The organism is Bifidobacterium pullorum subsp. gallinarum (genome assembly GCF_000741215.1).
GTDB classification, from domain to species: Bacteria; Actinomycetota; Actinomycetes; order Actinomycetales; family Bifidobacteriaceae; genus Bifidobacterium; species Bifidobacterium pullorum_B.
Genome location: NZ_JGYX01000002.1, coordinates 390376 through 408506, shown reverse-complemented (window position 1 = coordinate 408506; position 18131 = coordinate 390376). Strand labels below are relative to the sequence as shown.

The 18131-nt window shown below is 62.6% G+C and carries 15 protein-coding genes and 1 pseudogene; 11 read left to right on the top strand and 5 right to left on the bottom strand.

What is annotated here, in order from left to right; genetic code table 11:
- Positions 1 to 169: 169 nt before the first annotated feature.
- Positions 170 to 700, top strand: a complete 531-nt coding sequence (locus BIGA_RS09215; RefSeq protein WP_237744043.1) for a toll/interleukin-1 receptor domain-containing protein — start codon at positions 170 to 172, stop codon at positions 698 to 700.
- A gap of 155 nt (positions 701 to 855) precedes the next feature.
- Positions 856 to 1143 (top strand): annotated as a pseudogene (locus BIGA_RS09470) (transposase); the annotation flags it as partial.
- Between the two features lie 16 nt (positions 1144 to 1159).
- Here the strand turns inward: BIGA_RS09470 and BIGA_RS03910 are convergent.
- Positions 1160 to 2347, bottom strand: a complete 1188-nt coding sequence (locus tag BIGA_RS03910) for an IS110 family RNA-guided transposase (RefSeq protein ID WP_237744042.1) — start codon at positions 2345 to 2347, stop codon at positions 1160 to 1162.
- Positions 2348 to 2431: 84 nt separating this feature from the next.
- Between BIGA_RS03910 and BIGA_RS09860 the strand changes: the two genes are divergently transcribed.
- The 7 genes from BIGA_RS09860 to BIGA_RS03875 all read left to right on the top strand — a co-directional run bounded on the left by BIGA_RS09860 (position 2432) and on the right by BIGA_RS03875 (position 11419).
- Positions 2432 to 2965 (top strand): hypothetical protein, encoded by a 534-nt coding sequence (locus BIGA_RS09860; protein ID WP_237744041.1) that lies wholly within the window; start codon positions 2432 to 2434, stop codon positions 2963 to 2965.
- Positions 2934 to 4025 (top strand): IS3 family transposase, encoded by a 1092-nt coding sequence (locus BIGA_RS09205; RefSeq protein WP_237744040.1) that lies wholly within the window; start codon positions 2934 to 2936, stop codon positions 4023 to 4025. Before BIGA_RS09860 ends, BIGA_RS09205 begins: the two co-directional genes overlap by 32 nt.
- Positions 4026 to 4236: 211 nt before the next feature.
- Positions 4237 to 6045: a glycoside hydrolase family 13 protein gene (locus BIGA_RS03895; protein ID WP_033507969.1), complete on the top strand. Its 1809-nt coding sequence runs from the start codon at positions 4237 to 4239 to the stop codon at positions 6043 to 6045.
- A 127-nt stretch (positions 6046 to 6172) separates the two neighbouring features.
- Positions 6173 to 7105, top strand: coding sequence for a carbohydrate ABC transporter permease (locus BIGA_RS03890; protein WP_051917067.1), 933 nt, complete (start codon positions 6173 to 6175; stop codon positions 7103 to 7105).
- Positions 7102 to 8100: a carbohydrate ABC transporter permease gene (locus tag BIGA_RS03885; RefSeq protein ID WP_034259656.1), complete on the top strand. Its 999-nt coding sequence runs from the start codon at positions 7102 to 7104 to the stop codon at positions 8098 to 8100. The genes BIGA_RS03890 and BIGA_RS03885 overlap by 4 nt, the downstream gene beginning before the upstream one ends.
- A gap of 848 nt (positions 8101 to 8948) precedes the next feature.
- Complete coding sequence (locus BIGA_RS03880; RefSeq protein WP_052122833.1) at positions 8949 to 10607, top strand: RecQ family ATP-dependent DNA helicase; 1659 nt, start codon at positions 8949 to 8951, stop codon at positions 10605 to 10607.
- Between the two features lie 77 nt (positions 10608 to 10684).
- Positions 10685 to 11419 carry a metallophosphoesterase family protein gene (locus BIGA_RS03875; protein WP_051917065.1) on the top strand — a complete coding sequence of 245 codons (735 nt, stop codon included), beginning with the start codon at positions 10685 to 10687 and terminating at the stop codon, positions 11417 to 11419.
- Here the strand turns inward: BIGA_RS03875 and BIGA_RS03870 are convergent.
- The gene (locus BIGA_RS03870; protein WP_237744039.1) at positions 11416 to 11967 is read right to left on the bottom strand and encodes a GNAT family N-acetyltransferase; all 552 of its coding nucleotides are present in this window, start codon (positions 11965 to 11967) and stop codon (positions 11416 to 11418) included. The genes BIGA_RS03875 and BIGA_RS03870 overlap by 4 nt on opposite strands.
- A gap of 166 nt (positions 11968 to 12133) precedes the next feature.
- Between BIGA_RS03870 and BIGA_RS03865 the strand changes: the two genes are divergently transcribed.
- Positions 12134 to 13048 (top strand): SPFH domain-containing protein, encoded by a 915-nt coding sequence (locus BIGA_RS03865; RefSeq protein WP_033507790.1) that lies wholly within the window; start codon positions 12134 to 12136, stop codon positions 13046 to 13048.
- A gap of 182 nt (positions 13049 to 13230) precedes the next feature.
- On the opposite strand, the gene BIGA_RS03860 is transcribed toward BIGA_RS03865, so the two are convergent.
- From BIGA_RS03860 to murI, 3 genes are all read right to left on the bottom strand, one after another.
- Positions 13231 to 14931, bottom strand: a complete 1701-nt coding sequence (locus BIGA_RS03860) for an amidohydrolase (protein ID WP_033507791.1) — start codon at positions 14929 to 14931, stop codon at positions 13231 to 13233.
- 174 nt (positions 14932 to 15105) lie between these two features.
- Positions 15106 to 16029, bottom strand: a complete 924-nt coding sequence (locus BIGA_RS03855; protein WP_081929414.1) for a patatin-like phospholipase family protein — start codon at positions 16027 to 16029, stop codon at positions 15106 to 15108.
- A 279-nt stretch (positions 16030 to 16308) separates the two neighbouring features.
- Entirely contained in the window at positions 16309 to 17088 is a 780-nt protein-coding gene (gene murI, locus BIGA_RS03850; RefSeq protein WP_033507795.1) for a glutamate racemase, read from the bottom strand.
- Between the two features lie 103 nt (positions 17089 to 17191).
- Between murI and dapF the strand changes: the two genes are divergently transcribed.
- Positions 17192 to 18091: a diaminopimelate epimerase gene (gene dapF, locus BIGA_RS03845; RefSeq protein WP_033507796.1), complete on the top strand. Its 900-nt coding sequence runs from the start codon at positions 17192 to 17194 to the stop codon at positions 18089 to 18091.
- Positions 18092 to 18131: the final 40 nt, after the last annotated feature.

Below are 18131 nucleotides of genomic sequence, written 5' to 3'. Positions count from 1 at the left end.
TGGATGCACAGCTCCGATTCTGGGCCACCGCACAGCTAGCGGCCGAGATAATTGTCCCGTGTGCGGTACAAGAGGTTATAGTTATGGCGGTACGCCATACTCGTATCATCCAAGCCGCGCATTGTCCCCCTATCCCTACAAGACTGCGAAAAGACAGAAACAGAATAAGATGCAGGCAAAATGGTCGCCGCACGGCTCTACGATTCTGTACTCCCCCGCAGAGATACGAGCGCTAACACCCGTGCGAAACAAGATAGTTGAACGAGCCACTATACAAGGTTTACATGATGTATTCCTGTGCCATACATGGGACGATCGAAAAGGCGCGGCAAAAGAACTATACGAATCTTTAAAGTCACGCGGTGTGTCTGTATGGTTTAGCGAGGAAAATGTTCCCCTTGGGTCACAATTATTGAAAGAGATCGACAAAGGTCTGACCAAATCTCGCTTTGGCATAGTTCTAGTAACCCCTGCTTTCCTTAAGCGCGTGGAACACGAAGGAGTGGCGGAAAAAGAACTCTCTGCACTGCTTTCTCGAGATTTACTCGTTCCCGTAGTGCATGAAACAACTTTTGAAGAGCTTCGAGAAGTAAGCCCCTTATTAGGGTCAAGAAGCGGCTTAAGCACATCTGAGGAACCGATGAAAGAAATAGCCGCAAAGATAGCGGAACTAGCAACCATACAGAGGCAGGTGTCTTGAACAGTGACGAAATGGGCTTGATTTATGAAAAGAGCCCATTTCGCCTCCACGAAGACATGTGCCCCACAGCATTTACACGTAACCCAGACATCCTTCCTGATATGGCCTGGTTTTTGTTCCGCATTTCACCTAACTCGATGGGAGATGATGGAATCATGTCCAAGGGCACGAGATACACGGATGAGTTCAAGGCGAAGGCCGTCAGGCTGTTGACGGAGTCCCGTCCCTCGTATTCGTCGGAGACGAAGGCGATCGCCGAGGTGGCCAGGGATCCGGGCGTCTCGTCCGAGACGCTGCGGCGTTGGCGGAACCAGTCGGATGCGTCGGCCGCGGAACAGTCGGAACAGTCCGCGCAGGAGGCGATGGCCGAGCTCAAGCGTCTGCGGGCGGAGAACGCGGAGCTGCGGCGGGCGAACGAGATTTTGACGACGGCGTCGGCTTTTTTGTATTTTGATGCTCCTATACATTGTCAAAGGTTTCGGTGTGTTGGGTTGGTTGGTTCGGGGTGGTGATGGTTTGGATCCAGAGTGCGGCGCGTCGTTCGAGTTCGGGTAGGTTGCGGGTGCCGCGTTCGATCTCGCTGATGCGGCTGGAGTGGACGCCGAGGGCGTCGCCGATCTGTTGCTGGGTGATGCCGTGCGCGACGCGTAGCTCGCGAAGCCGTCGTCCGCGTTCGGCCGGTGGCTTGTTCAGGGGCGTCCGTCCCCGGCGGATGGAGACGAGGGCCCGGTAGGCCTCGCGAGCGATAAAGCGTTTCAGGCAGCGGATGATCTCCATCTTGCCTTTGCCTTCCCCGGTCTTCCTGTCCACGTAGTCGCGGGTGGGCTGGTGGTAGCGCATGCGGACGATGGCGATGTGGTGCAGGGCGGAGTTGCCCTGCCTGTTGCCGCCTTTGTTGAGCCGGTGCCGGTTGGTCTTGCCGCTGGAGGCAGGGATGGGGCAGGCGCCGCAGAGTTTGGCAAACGCGGCCTCGCTGCGGATGCGTTCGGGATTGTCGCCGGCGACGATGGCCAGGGTCGCGGCGGTCACCGTGCTGGCGCAGTAGATGTCAAGCAGCGGGCGGGCGTGCTCCTCCAGGATGAGTCTCATGTTCTTCTCCAGCAGGTCCGCCTGCTCCTTGAGGGCCTTCCATGCCTTGCCCGCGGCCTTCAGCGCAACGAGCATGCCCTGTTCCACCATGTTCCCGCTGGGACGGCATGCGGCGAGCCTGCGCATCCTGATCGGGGTGCGCAGCCCGCGGTAGCGTTCCCGGATGTGTTCCGGGGCGGTGGTCAGCAGTCCCGTCGCGGAGTTGGACAGCGCGGTCATCGCCGTGACCAGCTGCGCACGTTCCGCGTTCAGGGCGCGTAGCGCCTCGACCCACCCATCCGCGCTTTTCGGCACACTGGTCCCGTCGCCCGCGAGCACGCTGCGGGCCGCGGCGAGGGCGTCGACGGGATCGGACTTGCCGTCCCTGCGTCGCACCGAGCGTTTGGGCCGGAGCACCTCGTATACGTCGTACCCGGCCTCGACGAGCCGCCTGGTGAGCGCGGCCCCGTACGAGTTGGTGCCTTCCACCCCGATGCCCAGGCAGGCATCGGGATCGCCGATCATGGCGGCCAGCCTTTCGTAGCCGGTCGGGTCGGCCGTGAACGTCTGCGTGGCCAACGGCCTGTTTTTAGTCAAGTTGGTGTTTCGGTTTCGGGGTGGTGACGAAATGTTGGACTCCTTGAGCGGGGAGGAGTCGTCATCATGGCGAGGTATTCGAGGGAGCAGCGCAGGCGCGCGGCGGAGTTGTACGAGCGGTACGAGCACAGCGCGGCGGACGTGATCCGGGAGCTGGGGTATCCCAGCAAGGAGGCGTTGCGCATGTGGCATCGCGACTGGCTGGAGGAACGGCGCACGGGGATCCCCTCCAGTCGTGGCGAGCATTATTCGAGGTACACGGATGGTCAGAGGCGCGCGGCGGTGGAGCATTACCTGACACATGGCAGGCGTCTGAGCAGGACCATACGCCAAATGGGGTATCCCAGCCGTGAGGTGCTGGCGGCGTGGATTGACGAGCTGGCGCCCGGGGAGCGCGCGGTCAAGCGCGGCCCGGTGGCGGACGAGGTCAGGCGTATGGCGGTGGCGCGGCTGGTCGCGGGCGGTGTGACGTCGCGGCAGGTCGCGGCCGAGGTGGGCGTGGAGGCGTCGGTCGTGAGAAACCGGGTAGCGTCAACTGCTGCGAGAACCGGTATCGGAGGGCGATCCAGTGACACCAGACAAGCCGGGGAAGAGGAATGATGGCGCGGCCCGTCCGGATCATGACGTGCCGGACCTGGAGGGGCTGGTCGCGGAGCGTGATCGTGTACGCGCGGAGGTCGAGCGGCTGCGCAGGGAGAAACGGGAGGCGGAGATCGAGCTGGCGATCCTCAAGGGGGCGTTGGATCTGGTGGGAAAAGAGCGGGGCGCAGACCCGGACAACCTGACCAATAGGGAGAAGACAATCCTCGTCAAGGCCGTCAGTGCCGGACATGGCATCCCCGCGGAGCGTCTGCTCGCCCGGGTCGGTCTGGCGCGCAGCACCTACTACCATCAGTTGAACGCGATGAACAGGCCGGACAGGGACGAGGGGCTGCTCGCCCTGGTGCGCGACGTGTTCGAGAACAGCCTGCGCCGCTACGGCTACCGGCGGGTGTGGCTCGAACTGAGAAACGCCGGGATCGTCGTGTCCGCCAAAAGGGTCATGCGGCTGATGACGCGGCACGGGCTCGTCCCCTTGCTCAAGCGGGCCCGCCGCTACAGCTCGTACAAGGGCGAGCTGACCAAGGCGCCGGACAACCTCGTCAATCGCGTTTTCCATGCCGAGGAACCGAACCGGCTGTGGGTCACGGACCTGACGGAGTTCTCCATCCCCGCGGGCAAGGTCTACCTCAGCCCGGTGATCGACTGCTACGACGGGATGCCGGTGGCCTGGACGATCGGCACGAGCCCGAACGCCGAGCTGGCCAACCGGATGCTCCGCGACGCGTGCGCCACGCTCGGGGACGGGGAGCGTCCCGTCATCCACTCCGACCGCGGTTGCCACTACCGGTGGCCCGGGTGGATCAGCATCTGCAGGGAGAACGGGTTGACCCGGTCGATGAGCGCGAAGGGCTGCAGTCCGGACAACGCGGCCGCGGAAGGGTTCTTCGGGCATCTCAAGCAGGAGTTCTTCCACGGCCGGAGCTTCACGGGCGTCACCATCGAAGGGTTCGTCGAACAGTTGGACGGGTACATGCGCTGGTATCGGGACGAGCGGATCAAGCTCGCCTTCGGCACCAGCATCGCCAAACGAAGACGCGAGCTCGGACTCATGGCATAATCAAAGAACAAGGACACCGGAGTCCAACAAAACGTCACCACCCCCCTTATGCCAGCTGAATTGTGCCAACTAGGCATGAGTATATTGGTTCATCTCATCGACGGAACCATAAAGCGAAAGGAAAAAGCTACACTAATCCATCCCATATATAAGCAACGTGGATCTATAGCATCGCTTTGCTGAAGAACGTGATTTACTAAGGAAACAAGATATGACTGATTTCAATCGTTCCGCCCTGCCCGACACCGTCCGTTCCAACGGCGCGACCCCGAACCCGTGGTGGGCCAACGCGGTCGTCTACCAGATCTACCCGCGTTCCTTCCAGGATTCCAACGGCGACGGCATCGGCGACCTGAAGGGCATCACCAGCCGTCTCGACTATCTCGCCGACCTCGGCGTGGACGTGCTGTGGCTGTCCCCGGTCTACAGGTCCCCGCAGGACGACAACGGCTACGACATCTCCGACTACCAGGACATCGACCCGCTGTTCGGCACGCTCGAGGACATGGACGAGCTGCTCGCCGAGGCGCACAGGCGCGGACTGAAGATCGTGATGGACCTGGTCGTGAACCACACGTCCGACGAGCACGACTGGTTCCAGGCCTCCCGCGACAAGGACGATCCGCACGCCGACTGGTACTGGTGGCGTCCCGCCAAACCGGGCCACGAGCCGGGCACCCCGGGCGCCGAACCGAACCGGTGGGGCTCCTATTTCGGCGGGTCCGCTTGGCAGTACGACCCGAAGCGCGGCGAATACTACCTCCACCAGTTCTCCAAAAAGCAGCCCGACCTCAACTGGGAGAATCCGGAGGTGCGCAAGGCCGTGTACAGGATGATGAACTGGTGGATGGATCGCGGCATCGACGGCTTCCGCATGGACGTGATCACCTTGATCTCGAAATATCTCGATGGCCGCGGGCGGCTGCCCGGAGAGATCGGCTCGGAATTATCCGAGGGCGAGATGGGCGAAGAGGGATACACGGACGCGAGCCCATTCTGTTCCGATGGCCCGCGGCTCGACGAGTTCCTCGCCGAAATGCGCCGTGAGGTGTTCGAGGGCCGTGAAGGCTACATGAACGTCGGCGAGGCGCCGGGCATCACTCCGGAACGCAACGAGTTCATCACCGATCCGAAGAACGGTGAGCTTGACATGCTGTTCCTGTTCGACCACGTGGGCATTGACCAGGAAGGCTCCAAGTGGAACACCGTCCCGTTCGAAGTCAAGAATCTGCGTGCGCGCCTTGTCGACCAGCAGGAGGCCGTGAGGAACGCCGGCTGGGCCAGCCTGTTCTTCTGCAACCACGACCAGCCGCGCGTCGTCTCCCGTTGGGGCGACGACTCCGACCGCGAATCACGCGAGCTGGGTGCCAAGGCGTTCGGCATGCTGCTGCACATGCACCGCGGCACCCCGTACATCTACGAGGGCGAGGAGCTGGGCATGACCAACGCCCACTTCACCAAGCTGGAGCAGTACCGCGATTTGGAGGCCATCAACGCCTACCGCCAGCGCGTGGAGGAGGCCAAGTGCCAGTCGCCGGAATCCATGATGGCGGCCCTCGCTCTCATCGGCCGTGACAATTCGCGCACTCCGATGCAGTGGGACGCTTCCAGGTACGCCGGCTTCACCGCGCCGGACGCGGCCACCGAGCCGTGGATCGGCGTGAACCCGAACCATGTGGAGATCAACGCGGTCGAGGAATTCGACGATCCGGATTCCGTGTACACGTTCTACAAGAAGCTCATCGCCATGCGCCACAACATGCCGATAATTGCTGTCGGCGATTTTTCTCCAATGGATGCGGGAAACGACGATGTCATTGCTTTCCAACGGCATCTGGGAGATGCAACCATCATGGTGATCTGCAATTTGTCTTCAAAAAAGACAACCATATCGGAATCACTCAGAATTAATGACAACAAACAACAAGTGCTGCTCTCCAATTACTCGACAGATCACGCTTTCAAATCTATGCATGATGGTGTACTTGGTCCGTGGGAGGCGATAACAATCCAGTTGTGAAACACAATTTATCCGACATACATACCCAAAAATACTTAATGCCGGAACGATGGTGTCCGGAACGATTCGCATATAACTAATATGCAACTACTCGGATTGGGATATCGATAACAAAGGAAGAAGATTAATGATAAAACAGCGAAGCTTGAATCAGATTACGGGAACAAAAAGTTCGTCGGTGCGTGTGAACAGGCATCGGGCGGATTGGCGTGGTTGGAAGTTCATGTGGCCGTTCGCCCTGGTGTTCACGTTGGTGTTCATCGTCCCGGTCGTGTACGCGGTCTATATCAGCTTCTTCCAGAAGCGCATGGTCGGGGGCACCCAGTTCGTGGGGTTCGCGAACTACGCGCGCCTGTTGCACGACCAGCAGTTCTGGAGCTCGGTCGGCAGGGTGGCTTTGTTCACGATCGTGCAGGTGCCGATCATGCTGTTCCTGTCGGCGGCGATGGCCCTGGCGTTGGATTCCATGAAGCTGCACGGCGCGAAGTTCTTCCGCATCAGCACGTTCCTGCCGTACGCGGTGCCGGCGGTCGTGTCGACCCTGATCTGGGGCTTCATGTACGGCGCGAAGTACGGCCTGGTCGGGTCGCTGAACGACCTGTTGGGCACGAGCCTGGACGTGTTGTCGCCGAGCGTGCTGCTGGCCTCGATCGGCAACATCGTGACGTGGGAGTTCGTGGGCTACAACATGCTGATCTTCTACAGCTCGCTGTCCACGATCCCGCATTCGCTGTACGAGGCCGCGAGCATTGATGGCGCGTCGGAGTGGCAGATCGTCAAGAGCATCAAGATCCCGGAGCTCAAGGGCTCGCTGGCGATCACGGTGATCTTCTCGATCATCGGCTCGTTCCAGCTGTTCAACGAGCCGAACATCCTGCAGAACATGGTGCCGGGCAACGCGATCACGACGTACTACACGCCGAACATGTACGCGTACAACCTGAGCTTCTCGGGCAACCAGAGCAACTACGCGGCGGCCATGGCGATCGTGATGGCCGTGATCACGATGGCGATCGCGTACGCGGTGCAGCTCAACAGCATGAAGGAGCAGATGAAATGACGAGCGCAACCAATCATCGTCTGGCCATGCAGGAGCTCAAGGCCCAGGAGAAGGCCGCCAGGAAGGCGGAGAAGGAGCGGCAGAAGCGCGTGGCTCGCGACGAGGCCGCGGAGCGCAGGCGGGCCGCGAAGTCCGGGTTCGCGAACGTGGCCAACCCGCGGCGTTCGACCCTGATGACCGTGCTGTGCTCGATCTTCGCGATCTACTGCCTGTTCCCGTTCGTGTACCTGCTGATCAACGCGACCAAGTCCCAGGCGGACTTCACCAGCACGTTCGGCCTGTGGTTCGGCGGCGAGTTCAACCTGTGGGACAACATCGTGACGGTGTTCACCTACCAGGACGGGATCTTCGGCCGCTGGTTCCTGAACACGATCCTGTACGTGGTCGTGGGCGCGGGCGGCGCGACCCTGCTGGCGATCATGGGCGGCTACGCGCTGGCCAAGTTCCGCTTCCCGGGCCGCAAGGCCGTGTTCGCCGTCATCATCGGCTCGATCAGCGTGCCGGGCACCGCGCTGGCGGTCCCGCAGTTCCTCCTGTTCGCCCAGCTGGGCCTGACGAACACGCCCTGGTCGATGATCATCCCGAGCCTGATCAGCCCGTTCGGCCTGTACCTGATGTGGATCTTCAGCGAGCAGGCCGTCCCGACCGAGCTGTTGGAGGCCGCCAGGGTGGACGGTGCGGGCGAGTTCCGCACGTTCTTCCAGGTCAGCCTGCCCCTGCTGGCGCCGGGCATCGTGACCACGAGCCTGTTCACGATCGTGGCGACGTGGAACAACTACTTCCTGCCGTTGATCATGCTCAAGGACGCGGACTGGTACCCGCTGACGATCGGTCTGAACCAGTGGAAGGACCAGGCCAACACCGCGGGCGGCACCGCGATCCAGAACCTCGTGATCACCGGCTCGCTGATCACGATCATCCCCCTGGTCATCGCGTTCCTCCTGCTGCAGAAGTACTGGCAGTCCGGCCTCGCCGCCGGCGCCGTCAAAGAATAAACGGAACCATAGTCCCGCCGACTGTACCGCACCACGATTGTTGACGAGAAACAGTAATCGAAGGCGCGTTACATAGATAGAATAAGATAAGATGAAGAGGTGTGTGCATCTAATACTTGCACACACCTCTTCATGTATCTCGGCAACCGAGATATGCGGATAGCATCCGAATTCCACATAGAATCAGCTTCCACAAAGCGCCATGCATATGCAATCCGTCTCCGTCACAAGCATTTACTTCTGTTCACCAGATGAAAATACAAAAGAAGCGACGAAACCGGCGAGACTTCACACCAGAGGTACGCCTACAATGAAGCCACAACAGAACAAACGGCTCCGCACGAGGCATGAATGAATATTTGCTTGTTTTAGGGCCGTTGTTATTGTCGTAGGAGGCCGATCGGGCTTTTGGGGGTTATTGCGGTTCAAGGCCGGCGTTATTGCCGTTCAGGGCCACCGGTTGTTGGGCTCCTTTCACCATGCGGGGCACGTGTGGTGAAAGGAGCTGCCAGCATGGTAAGGAAAATCAAGGCCAAGGCGGTCCTCCGTCTGGACGGGTAGGGCCTGTCCGGACGCGCGATGGCCGGATCGCTGGGGATCGCGGGGCAGAGCGTCTCCGAGACGCCCGGCGCCGCGAAGACGGCCGGCGTAATCGGTCGAATCATATATGTTGCAGTCATACCGCCATTATCCACCGTCGGCGTGGAACGCGTACTGCCGTACGGGACTGCGAGCCCGCACAAACCCAAGAACCATGGCATCATGCGATTCGCATCCGCACAGGCTGGCGACCTACACGGTGACTTCACCCATTCCCGTTCCGGCGCAATCGGTGTACCGTGGACATCATGCCAGATGTCTCGCCGCAGGCCGCCCCCGATTACACCCCGTGGGCGCTGCGTACGCTCCAGCGCTTCTACGGATACGATTCCTTCCGTGGTCGGCAGTTGGAGGTCATCACTGCCATCCTCAATCGTCGCGATGTGCTGGCCGTCATGCCGACGGGCGCCGGCAAATCCGTCTGTTACCAGATTCCCGCCTGCGCGGCCGGCAAAGGCGGTCGCCCCGCCCTGGTTCTGGTCATCACCCCGCTGCGGGCGCTCATGCACGATCAGGTCAACCAGCTGAATGCCCGCGGTATTCCCGCCGCGCTGATCGACTCCGCCACCGGGCGGGAGGAGCACATTCGTATCGAGCAGGAGATTCGCAACGGGGCGGTGCGTCTGCTGTATGTCTCGCCCGAGCGGTTGACCTCGCCCGGATTCGTGCGGTTCTGCCAATCCATTCGCATCCGTCTGATCGCCGTCGATGAGGCGCACTGCGTATTCCAATGGGGACAGGATTTTCGCCCCGACTATCTGGGCATTGCGGATTTCATCGAGCAGCTGCCGGAACGTCCGGTCGTCGCCGCGTTCACCGCCACCGCCACGTCGGAAACCCGGACCGGTATCATACGCAACCTGCGATTGCGGGACCCGCTATCCGCTGCCGCCGGTTTCGACCGGCCGAACCTGTTCTTCGACAGGCGTCGGGTGAACGGCAAGACGGAACGCACCGAATACGTCATAGACTATGCCCGTCGGCATCCGGGGGAGAGCGGCATCGTCTACTGCATGTCGCGGGACCGGACCGAGGAACTGGCTGAAGCGTTGAAGGATGCCGGAGTCAACGCCGAATACTTCCACGCACGGATGGATGAGGCGCGCAAAACACGGGTGCAGGACGGGTTCCTCAACGACGACATCGATGTCATCACAGCCACCACCGCGTTCGGCATGGGTGTCGACAAGCCCGATGTGCGCTGGGTGATCAACGACAGCGTTCCATCCAGCATGGAGGAGTACTACCAGGAGGCCGGACGTGCCGGAAGGGACGGGCAGCCGGCCACCTGTACGCTGTTGTGGAGCGAATTCGATTTCGAACTGCACCGGCGGCGTATCAAGGACTCCGTCGGCACCGCGCTCGCGGATGAGAACGACCGCAAGCGGGCCAAGGAGGCGGCATTGGCCCGAAGCCGCGCGATGGAACGGTATTGCGATGCCTCCGCATGTCTGCGCGGACAGATTCTGCGATATTTCGGCGACCGTCCGGAATCGGCATCGTGCGGTGCCTGCGGGTATTGCACAAGGCGACAAGCCGCAGCGGATGTCAGGTCGCGTACCGATGGGCACGGCGGTCGGGCGTCATCCCGCACGGTGGTCGTCGAGTCGATGGTCGTCGATCCGCAGTTGAAGACGCGGATTGCGGCGTATGTGCGCAATATCTATGCCGAACAGGGGCATGGGTATGGCGTCGCGAAAATCGTCAACGCGATCCAGGGGTCGCGGAGCCTGAACGTTACCGGTTGCGGATTGGACCGGGTCGATGGCTATGGTTCCGCGCCGCATGCCACGAGCGCTCAGATTCGCGCCGCGGTCAAACAGTTGCTGTCCGATGGGGTCCTCGTCCACGGGGAGCATAAGGCGTTGGAGCCGGTGGATCCAGAGGCGCGACCCCGGACGTCGTAGCCGGTGCGGCGCCATACGGCGGTGCGGCGGCGTGAAGAATCGGGTAGGCTTCTGCTGTAGGAAGAGAGGAGCCGACGATGGCGATGTATTTCACGACCGATACGCACTTCGGACATCCGTTGGTGTCGGCGTTGCGCGGGTTCATCGCCGATGCCGACATCAAGGCCGGGTACGACCATGCCGTTGCGGAGCAGGGGATTGCCGCGGCGGCGCAGTACGTCAAGCGGGCCGCCAACAAGCGGCATCTGCGGATGGCGGATATCGCCGACACCGATGCACACGACACCGCCGTCATCGCCTCGATCAACGCCACGCTAACCCCGGTGGACGAGCTGTGGGTCATGGGCGATGTCGGCTACCGCACGTCGATGGAGCATATCCGCCACTGCCTGCACGCCATCCACGCGCGCCGGCTGCATCTGGTCGTCGGCAACCATGACGTGAACTTCCATCACCGGGAGTTGGACGGCGAATGGCATCACGCCTTCGCCACCATCCAGGATTCGGCGACTGTCACCATCGGCGGTGTCGAGTACCATCTCAGCCACTTCCCGTACCGGGAGGATATGGACGGCTTCCGCGATCCGACCGGCGACGTGTCCGACAACGCCTACGACCCCGGTTACGCGCCCGACGCGTTGCCGCGGGATGGCCACCGTCTGCTGTTCGGGCATACGCATCAGCACACGAAAGCCGGTCGGCAGACGGACTCGCTGCACGTCGGGCTGGATTCGTGGGGATTGAAGCCGGTAAGTGAGGAGCAGGTCGCGGCGTGGTTCGGGGCCGTCCCGCCGTCACCTGTCGCGGCTTAGAATCGCAGCCGCATCTGGTACCAGGTCACGTCGCCGTGCGTGGAACCGGACACGCCCTCGTTCACGAATCCCAGCCGCTCATAGAACCCGATGAGCCGGTCCTTGCAGGTCAGCACCAGTCCCGCGCGTCCCGCGGCACGGGCATCCTCGATAGCCGCGCGCAGCAGCATGCTCGCATACCCATGGTGTCGGTATTCGGGCGCGGTGTCCACGCCGAAGATCATCTGCCAGGCGCCGTGCTCGTCATGCATCGAGGCGTCCTCGTACATCTCGTCGGTCAGATCCGCCTCATCGGTCACGAACCCGTTGACGAACGCGACGAGTCGACCATCCCGGACTGTGTCGCTAGCAACCCCGGCGTCGTCCGCCTCGTTGCCATGCTCGGTCGCCGCGGTATCCACCATCAGCCAGAAGTGATTCGGATACACGGCCAGTCGCGCGCGCACCTCGCGCTCGCTCGCCGCCTCGGCTGCCGGGAAGCAGGCGGCCTCCACCAATGCGATCGCCGCGGCGTCGTCCAATGTCGCATGTCGGATTCTCATGGGCATCACTGTAGTAGACCCATCGTCCTGTGCATGTCCGGATCGTCGGCGAACCGACACAGGAAGTTCATCTGGGCGTCGGTGGCACATGACGTGCGGAAAGGCCGCGATTGGTAAGATGGTGCCACAGGATGCGGCAAGTGGTGCCGTGTCGATGATGGAAGGAGTCATCATGTTCGACGTCGCAGTGGGGGCATGGATAACGCTGATCGTCGTGCTGGTCATCATTGTCGCCGTGCTTGGCGCAGCGCTGTTCATCGTGCCGCAGCAGCAGGCGTACATCATCGAGCGATTCGGCAAGTTCAACAAGGTGCAGTTCGCGGGTATCCACTTGAAGATCCCGTTCGTGGACCGCATCGCCATGAAGACGAATATGCGCGTCTCGCAGATCAACGTGCAGCTGGAAACCAAGACGCTCGACAACGTGTTCGTGACGGTGGTGGCCTCCACGCAGTTCCGTGTGAACCCGCAGGACGTGGCCACCGCCTACTACGAGCTGCGCGATCCGGCGGGCCAGCTGCGCTCCTATATGGAGGACGCGCTGCGTTCCGCGATCCCGGCCCTGAGCCTGGATGACGCGTTCGCCCGCAAGGACGATGTGGCCTCCGACGTGCAGAAGACCGTCGGCGCCGAGATGGCGCGCTTCGGCTTCACCGTGGTCAAGACGCTGATCACCGCGATCGACCCGAGCCCGCAGGTCAAGAGCGCGATGGACTCCATCAACGCCGCCCAGCGCGAGAAGGAAGCCACCCGTCAGCGCGCCGAGGCCCAGCGCATCCAGATCGAGACCCAGGCCGCCGCCGAGGCCGAGAAGACCCGCCTGCAGGGTGAAGGCCAGGCGAACTACCGCCGTGAGATCGCCAACGGTATCGTCGACCAGATCAAGAGCCTCCAGGCCGTGGGCATGGACATCAACAACGTGAACAACGTCGTGCTGTTCAACCAGTATCTGGACGTCATGCGCTCGCTGTCCGAATCGAACAACGCCAAGACCGTGGTGCTGCCCGCCTCGACCCCCGGCGGCTACCAGGATCTCTATGAGCAGGTCACCAAGGCCATGCTCACCGCCGGCGAAGTCGGTAAGTAATGCGCGAAGCCGATAGGTAATGTGCGATCGGGGAGTTGCGTGCTGTGACGGCACACTCCCGAACGACTAGTGCGAAGGTTCCCCTCCGCCGCGTTCCAACCCTACGATTGGGCGGAACCCGAAGGTGGGGAACCTTTCGTGTATGCGGCCGACTATCGTATGGGTGGTTGATACGCATTCCTTTAGCTATGCTGCCAGATCAGGCGTCCGGCCTTGATGGTGGCCAGAACCTGCAGGTTGCGTAGGGCGGTGGGGGAGTCCGCGGAATCCGGGGAGACATCGCAATCCAGCGGATTGCGCGCCACAATCGCCAAATCGGCCAGTTTGCCGACCTCCAACGTGCCCTTGCGGTTGAGCTCGCCGTATTGGGCGGCCGCGTTCACGGTCACGGCCTGCAAACCGTCGTAGATGCCCACGCGTTGAGCCGGGTCGAGCTGTACGCCGGCCCTTGTTATGCGTGTGGCCGCGCACCATACCGATTCGAACAGGTTCGGTTCGATCACCGGGGAATCGGTGTGGAAGGTGAACGGCAGACCCAGTTCAAGCGCATCGTGCACCCGGCTGATTTCCGAGGCACGCCCCATTCCCATATTGGCGATGTGCGTGTCTCCCCAATACCAGGTATGCGCCACAAAAATCGACGGAATCACCCCCAGCGTGCGCATGCGCTCGTATTGGTCGCGTCGCGCGAACTGGCAGTGGACCATCACCGGTTTCAACTCCCGCTTGCGTGGATTCGTTGATTCGTGCATCGCCCGCTCCACCAGATCCAGATACGCGTCCGACGCGGCATCGCCGTTGCAGTGGCACAGCAGCTGATGGCCCTCGTCGAACGCCGCCAACGCGAACCGGTAGGCGGCATCGAGATCCACGGTAGCGTGGCCGCGGTAGCCCGCGCCTTCCGCGCCGGGCGTATACGGTTCGGTCAGCCATGCGGTGCGTGCCTGCGGGGAGCCATCCATGAACAGCTTGCGCCCGCCAAACCGGAAACCGCCATGGTAGGTGGCGGAATCGTACCGTGCGAATTCACGGAACACGCCATCCACATCCTCGCCGAACATCGGATAGGAGACCAGATCCACGCGGAAGCCGTCGTGATCGGCGATGCCGGCGAACGCGGCGACGTCATGCGCGGTGGTGGCGCCATCCTGCACGGTGGTGATGCCATGCGAAGCGTAGAGATCCTGCATGTCGCCGACCAGCGCATGCATATCCAACCGCTGATGCGACTGGATATAGGTGAACACCGGCGACATGGCCGGCGGCTCCACGCAACGGCCGTCCGGCCTGCCGTCCGCATCCCGCAGATAACGGCCGCCGGTCGGATCGGGAGTGTCGGCGGTGACGTCGGCGAGTTGCAGCATGCGGGTGTTGCAGGCCAGATTGTGACCGGAGACATGGTTGACGACCACCGGCAGGGTGGCGCTCACCCGGTCGAGTACCACGCGGTCCGGCATCCGGTGCTCGTCCAGATGGGTGTCGTCCAATCCCACGCCGATCAGGATCACGCCGTCGTCGGCGTGCGCTGGTGCCGCCTCATCGGTGGCCGTGAGCCAGCCGCGGCGCCGCGCGAAATCGGTGAGCAGCCGGGTCACGTCGTCGAAACTCCGTGCGTCGCTCAGGTCCGCCGCGGTGAAGTACTGCGTGGCGCCACTGAAGTGTGAATGGGGGTCGATCAGGCCGGGCATGACGCAATGGCCTTCGCAATCGATCTGTCGAACTGGGGAACCGGACGCGGTGCGCCGCAGCTGTGCGGCGCGGTCGCGGGCCTGCTCCAATGATCCGGTGAAGGCGATGGTGCCGTCATCGCCCACCAGCATGGCCTCAAAGGTATCGTGCTCGCCGGTCATCGGCAGAAACCTGGCATTGACATACAGATCCATGGCGTCCTCGCTTTCGTCGGCTGGAAGCGAGTCTACGCCTGGAAACTGAACGAGGCCGGGACACCCCCCGTTGTAGGAGTTGCCCGGCCTCGTTTCGGAGGGTACGGCTGAGTGTTCTCGGTGTGGAATGGGTCCGCGGACATGCGGGATCCGCCGAATCTGGCGGCCGTGCGGTCAGCTGTTCAGGAAGTCGCCGATCCGGGCGGCGGCCGCATACCCCTTGCGGTACATGCGCTCCAACCCCTCGTAGGTCTTGGTCAGCGTGCTCAGCCCGCACAGGTCGTCGGGGGCCAGAATCATCGCGATGCCCTGCTTCTCGTACTCCTTGGCCAGCGCCACCTCGTCGTTGTAGGTCTTGTACCGGTTGAGCAGGCGTTCGGCGGCCGCCGGATACAGATGCTTGAGCACGCGCGCGGGGGCGACGTCCTTCTTCTGCTCGCGCAGCTCGTCCTTCAGCCGGGTCAGCACCACCACAATGCGGTCGCAGCCGTCGTCCACCGCCTTCTGCACCGGCACCGGATCGGCGATGCCCCCGTCGTAGTACGGCACGCCGTCGATCACGTACGGTTCGTTGGCCACCGGCACCGAGCTGGAGGCCTTGATCGGGTCGATCGACTCGTAGCCCATGTCGGAACGGGTGAAGTACTTGGTGGATCCGTCGCGCGCGTCGCAGGCCACCACGGTGAACTTGGCGGGATTGCCGAGGAACGCCTCATAGTCCAACGGGTTCTCGCCGTCGTGGTTGCTCAGCGTGCTGTACACGTAGTCCAGGTCCACGAAGTTGCGGTCCTTGAGGAAGTTCTCGGTGCTCGCGTACTCCTTGCGGAACGCGTACTGGGTGTAGAACGTGTGGTTGCGGCCATGCTGGCCGGCCAGGAACGAGGTCAGGTTCGCGCTGCCGGCCGAAACGCCGTAGCAGCTGTCGAAGGTGATGCCGTCCTCCAGACACCGGTCGAGCACGCCCGCGCCGAAGATCGCGCGATAACCGCCGCCCACGTCGATGATGGCCGTCTTATGCGCCGTCGGTTGTGTTGCCTGTACCGTCTGCGTTGCTTGTACCGTTTGTGTTGCCTGTGCCGTCTGTGCTGTCTGCGTCATCGTCAAACCCCTTTCGCGCTATGATTGGCGAGCTTACGCGCCCGGCCTCGACATTTCCGCCGGCGGCTGCTAGTTTCCCGACACATCCGGTTTGTGCGGACTGTGACACTTCTGTGACTGTGATACGAGTTCAGACCCTTGATATTCCGCCGTTTTGCACCTTGTGTCAGAGTCACGATGCATCAGAGTCCGCAGAAGCCGGGCGTGTTGGTGCGGGAAGGGGCTTGCGGACTGCAGGAGGGAGTCTGACGGGTGCCGCGGGAGATCCCGGGAAGAGCGCTATGGACGCTGCAGGAGGTCCCGTGCCAGGGCGGCGACGCGCGGTGACGGGTCGGAATTCGCCAGCTCCACACCGCCTACGGCGTCCTCGGGCGCCAGTTTGCCCAATGATTCCAGCACCACATGCAGATGCCGCACCGTGCCCTCGTTGCCGTCGATGATGGCCGCCGAATCGGGCAGCAACTCGCGGAAATACCCGCGGTAGAACACGAAGTGCGTGCAGCCGAGCACCACGGCGTCGATCGAATCCAGGTCGTAGTGGTCGAAATACCCGTGCAACGTGCGCATCACCAGATCGTGATCGTCCAGCCGTCCGCTCTCCACAATCGACACCAAATCAGGACACGGCTCCGGGTGAATCGTGTGATCGGCCTTGAACCGGTCCATCAGCGCGGCGAACTTGCGTTCCCGCAGCGTCAGCGGCGTGGCGGCCACAATCACCCGCTGACGTTCCCCGTGTCCGCGGTCGCAGGCCACCTTGAGCGCCGGCTCCATGCCGATGATCGGGATCTCATACGTGTCCCGCAGCTCGTTGACCGCGGCCGAGGTGGCGGTGTTGCAGGCGATCACCACCGCCTTGACTCCCTGTTTCACGAAGTGTTCCACGATGGCGAACGAGAGCTCGCGCACCTGTTCCGGCGTCTTCGTACCGTAGGGGGCGTTGGCGGAATCGCCGAAGTACAGCACCCGCTCATGCGGCATGGCGCGACGGATCTCATGCGCCACCGAGATGCCGCCCAAGCCGGAATCGAACACGCCGATCGGTGCCGTTGATGCCATGCCGCCTCCTGTGTTGTCTGTATACCGTCCGTGCGCGTGCGGTCGCACACGGTGTCCTCTCCAGAATACCGTCCCGCCCCGGGGTGGCGGTAGGCTCGAAGCCATGAGCATTCCCCATGACGTTTTCAAGGCGCACGCCACCGGCAACGATTTCGTGGTGTATCTGGACCCTGACGGCCGGTACGAGCCGACCGCCGACGAGGTGCGGTTCCTGTGCGACCGGCATTTCGGCATCGGCGGCGACGGCCTGATCCGTCTGACCCATCCCGCGATGGTGTCCGATCTGAACGCGGAGCAGATTGCCGAATGCGCGGACGGCGACGCCGCATGGTTCATGGACTACCGCAACGCCGACGGGTCGCTGGCGGAGATGTGCGGCAACGGCACGCGGGCGATCACGCTGTTCGCCCAGCGCCAAGGCATCGCCGATGGCCCCGGCGGCGAACCGTTCCGACTGGGCACGCGCGCCGGGGTGAAGGTGCTGACCTCGCTGGGCGATGTGGCGCCATACGGCAGGGATGTGTTCCAGGTGCGGATGGGCGCCTGGTCCAGGGGCGCGGACGATGCGTATACGGTCACGATCCCCGGCATGCCGGGCGAGGGGCGCGGAACGTTCGTGGATATGGGCAACCCGCATGTGGTGGTGCCGTTGTGGCGACCCGTGGCGACGCTGCCGGACGTGGAGGACCTGGACCTGACCGTCAAACCGGTGGTGACGCCGACGATCGAAACCGATCAGAATGTGGAGTTCGTCCGGATCGATGACGCGTCCGACCCGGACGGCATCGGCAAGGCCACGATGCGCGTGCATGAACGCGGCTGCGGGGAGACGCTGTCCTGCGGCACCGGCCTGTGTGCCACGGGCGTGGTACTGCGCGGGCGGACGCGGATCGACCATTGGGATATCACGGTGCGCGGCGGTATCGTGCGCGTCGACGTGGATGACACCGAGGTCGTGCTCACCGGTCCCGCCACCATCGTGGGCCGAATCAGCCTGCAGTAACAGCGTCGCCGCGGCCAATCCGGGCATCGTCGGCGGATAC

Excerpts from the sequence above, each read along its gene's own strand:
- dapF (WP_033507796.1), top strand. The coding sequence starts at position 17,192 with ATGAGCATTCCCCATGACGTTTTCAAGGCGCACGCCACCGGCAACGAT.
- BIGA_RS03855 (WP_081929414.1), bottom strand. The coding sequence starts at position 16,029 with ATGACGCAGACAGCACAGACGGCACAGGCAACACAAACGGTACAAGCA.
- BIGA_RS03880 (WP_052122833.1), top strand. The coding sequence starts at position 8,949 with ATGCCAGATGTCTCGCCGCAGGCCGCCCCCGATTACACCCCGTGGGCG.
- BIGA_RS03890 (WP_051917067.1), top strand. The coding sequence starts at position 6,173 with ATGATAAAACAGCGAAGCTTGAATCAGATTACGGGAACAAAAAGTTCG.
- BIGA_RS03865 (WP_033507790.1), top strand. The coding sequence starts at position 12,134 with ATGTTCGACGTCGCAGTGGGGGCATGGATAACGCTGATCGTCGTGCTG.
- BIGA_RS09215 (WP_237744043.1), top strand. The coding sequence starts at position 170 with ATGCAGGCAAAATGGTCGCCGCACGGCTCTACGATTCTGTACTCCCCC.
- murI (WP_033507795.1), bottom strand. The coding sequence starts at position 17,088 with ATGGCATCAACGGCACCGATCGGCGTGTTCGATTCCGGCTTGGGCGGC.
- BIGA_RS03895 (WP_033507969.1), top strand. The coding sequence starts at position 4,237 with ATGACTGATTTCAATCGTTCCGCCCTGCCCGACACCGTCCGTTCCAAC.
- BIGA_RS03860 (WP_033507791.1), bottom strand. The coding sequence starts at position 14,931 with ATGGATCTGTATGTCAATGCCAGGTTTCTGCCGATGACCGGCGAGCAC.
- BIGA_RS09860 (WP_237744041.1), top strand. The coding sequence starts at position 2,432 with ATGGCGAGGTATTCGAGGGAGCAGCGCAGGCGCGCGGCGGAGTTGTAC.
- BIGA_RS03870 (WP_237744039.1), bottom strand. The coding sequence starts at position 11,967 with ATGCCCATGAGAATCCGACATGCGACATTGGACGACGCCGCGGCGATC.
- BIGA_RS03885 (WP_034259656.1), top strand. The coding sequence starts at position 7,102 with ATGACGAGCGCAACCAATCATCGTCTGGCCATGCAGGAGCTCAAGGCC.
- BIGA_RS03875 (WP_051917065.1), top strand. The coding sequence starts at position 10,685 with ATGGCGATGTATTTCACGACCGATACGCACTTCGGACATCCGTTGGTG.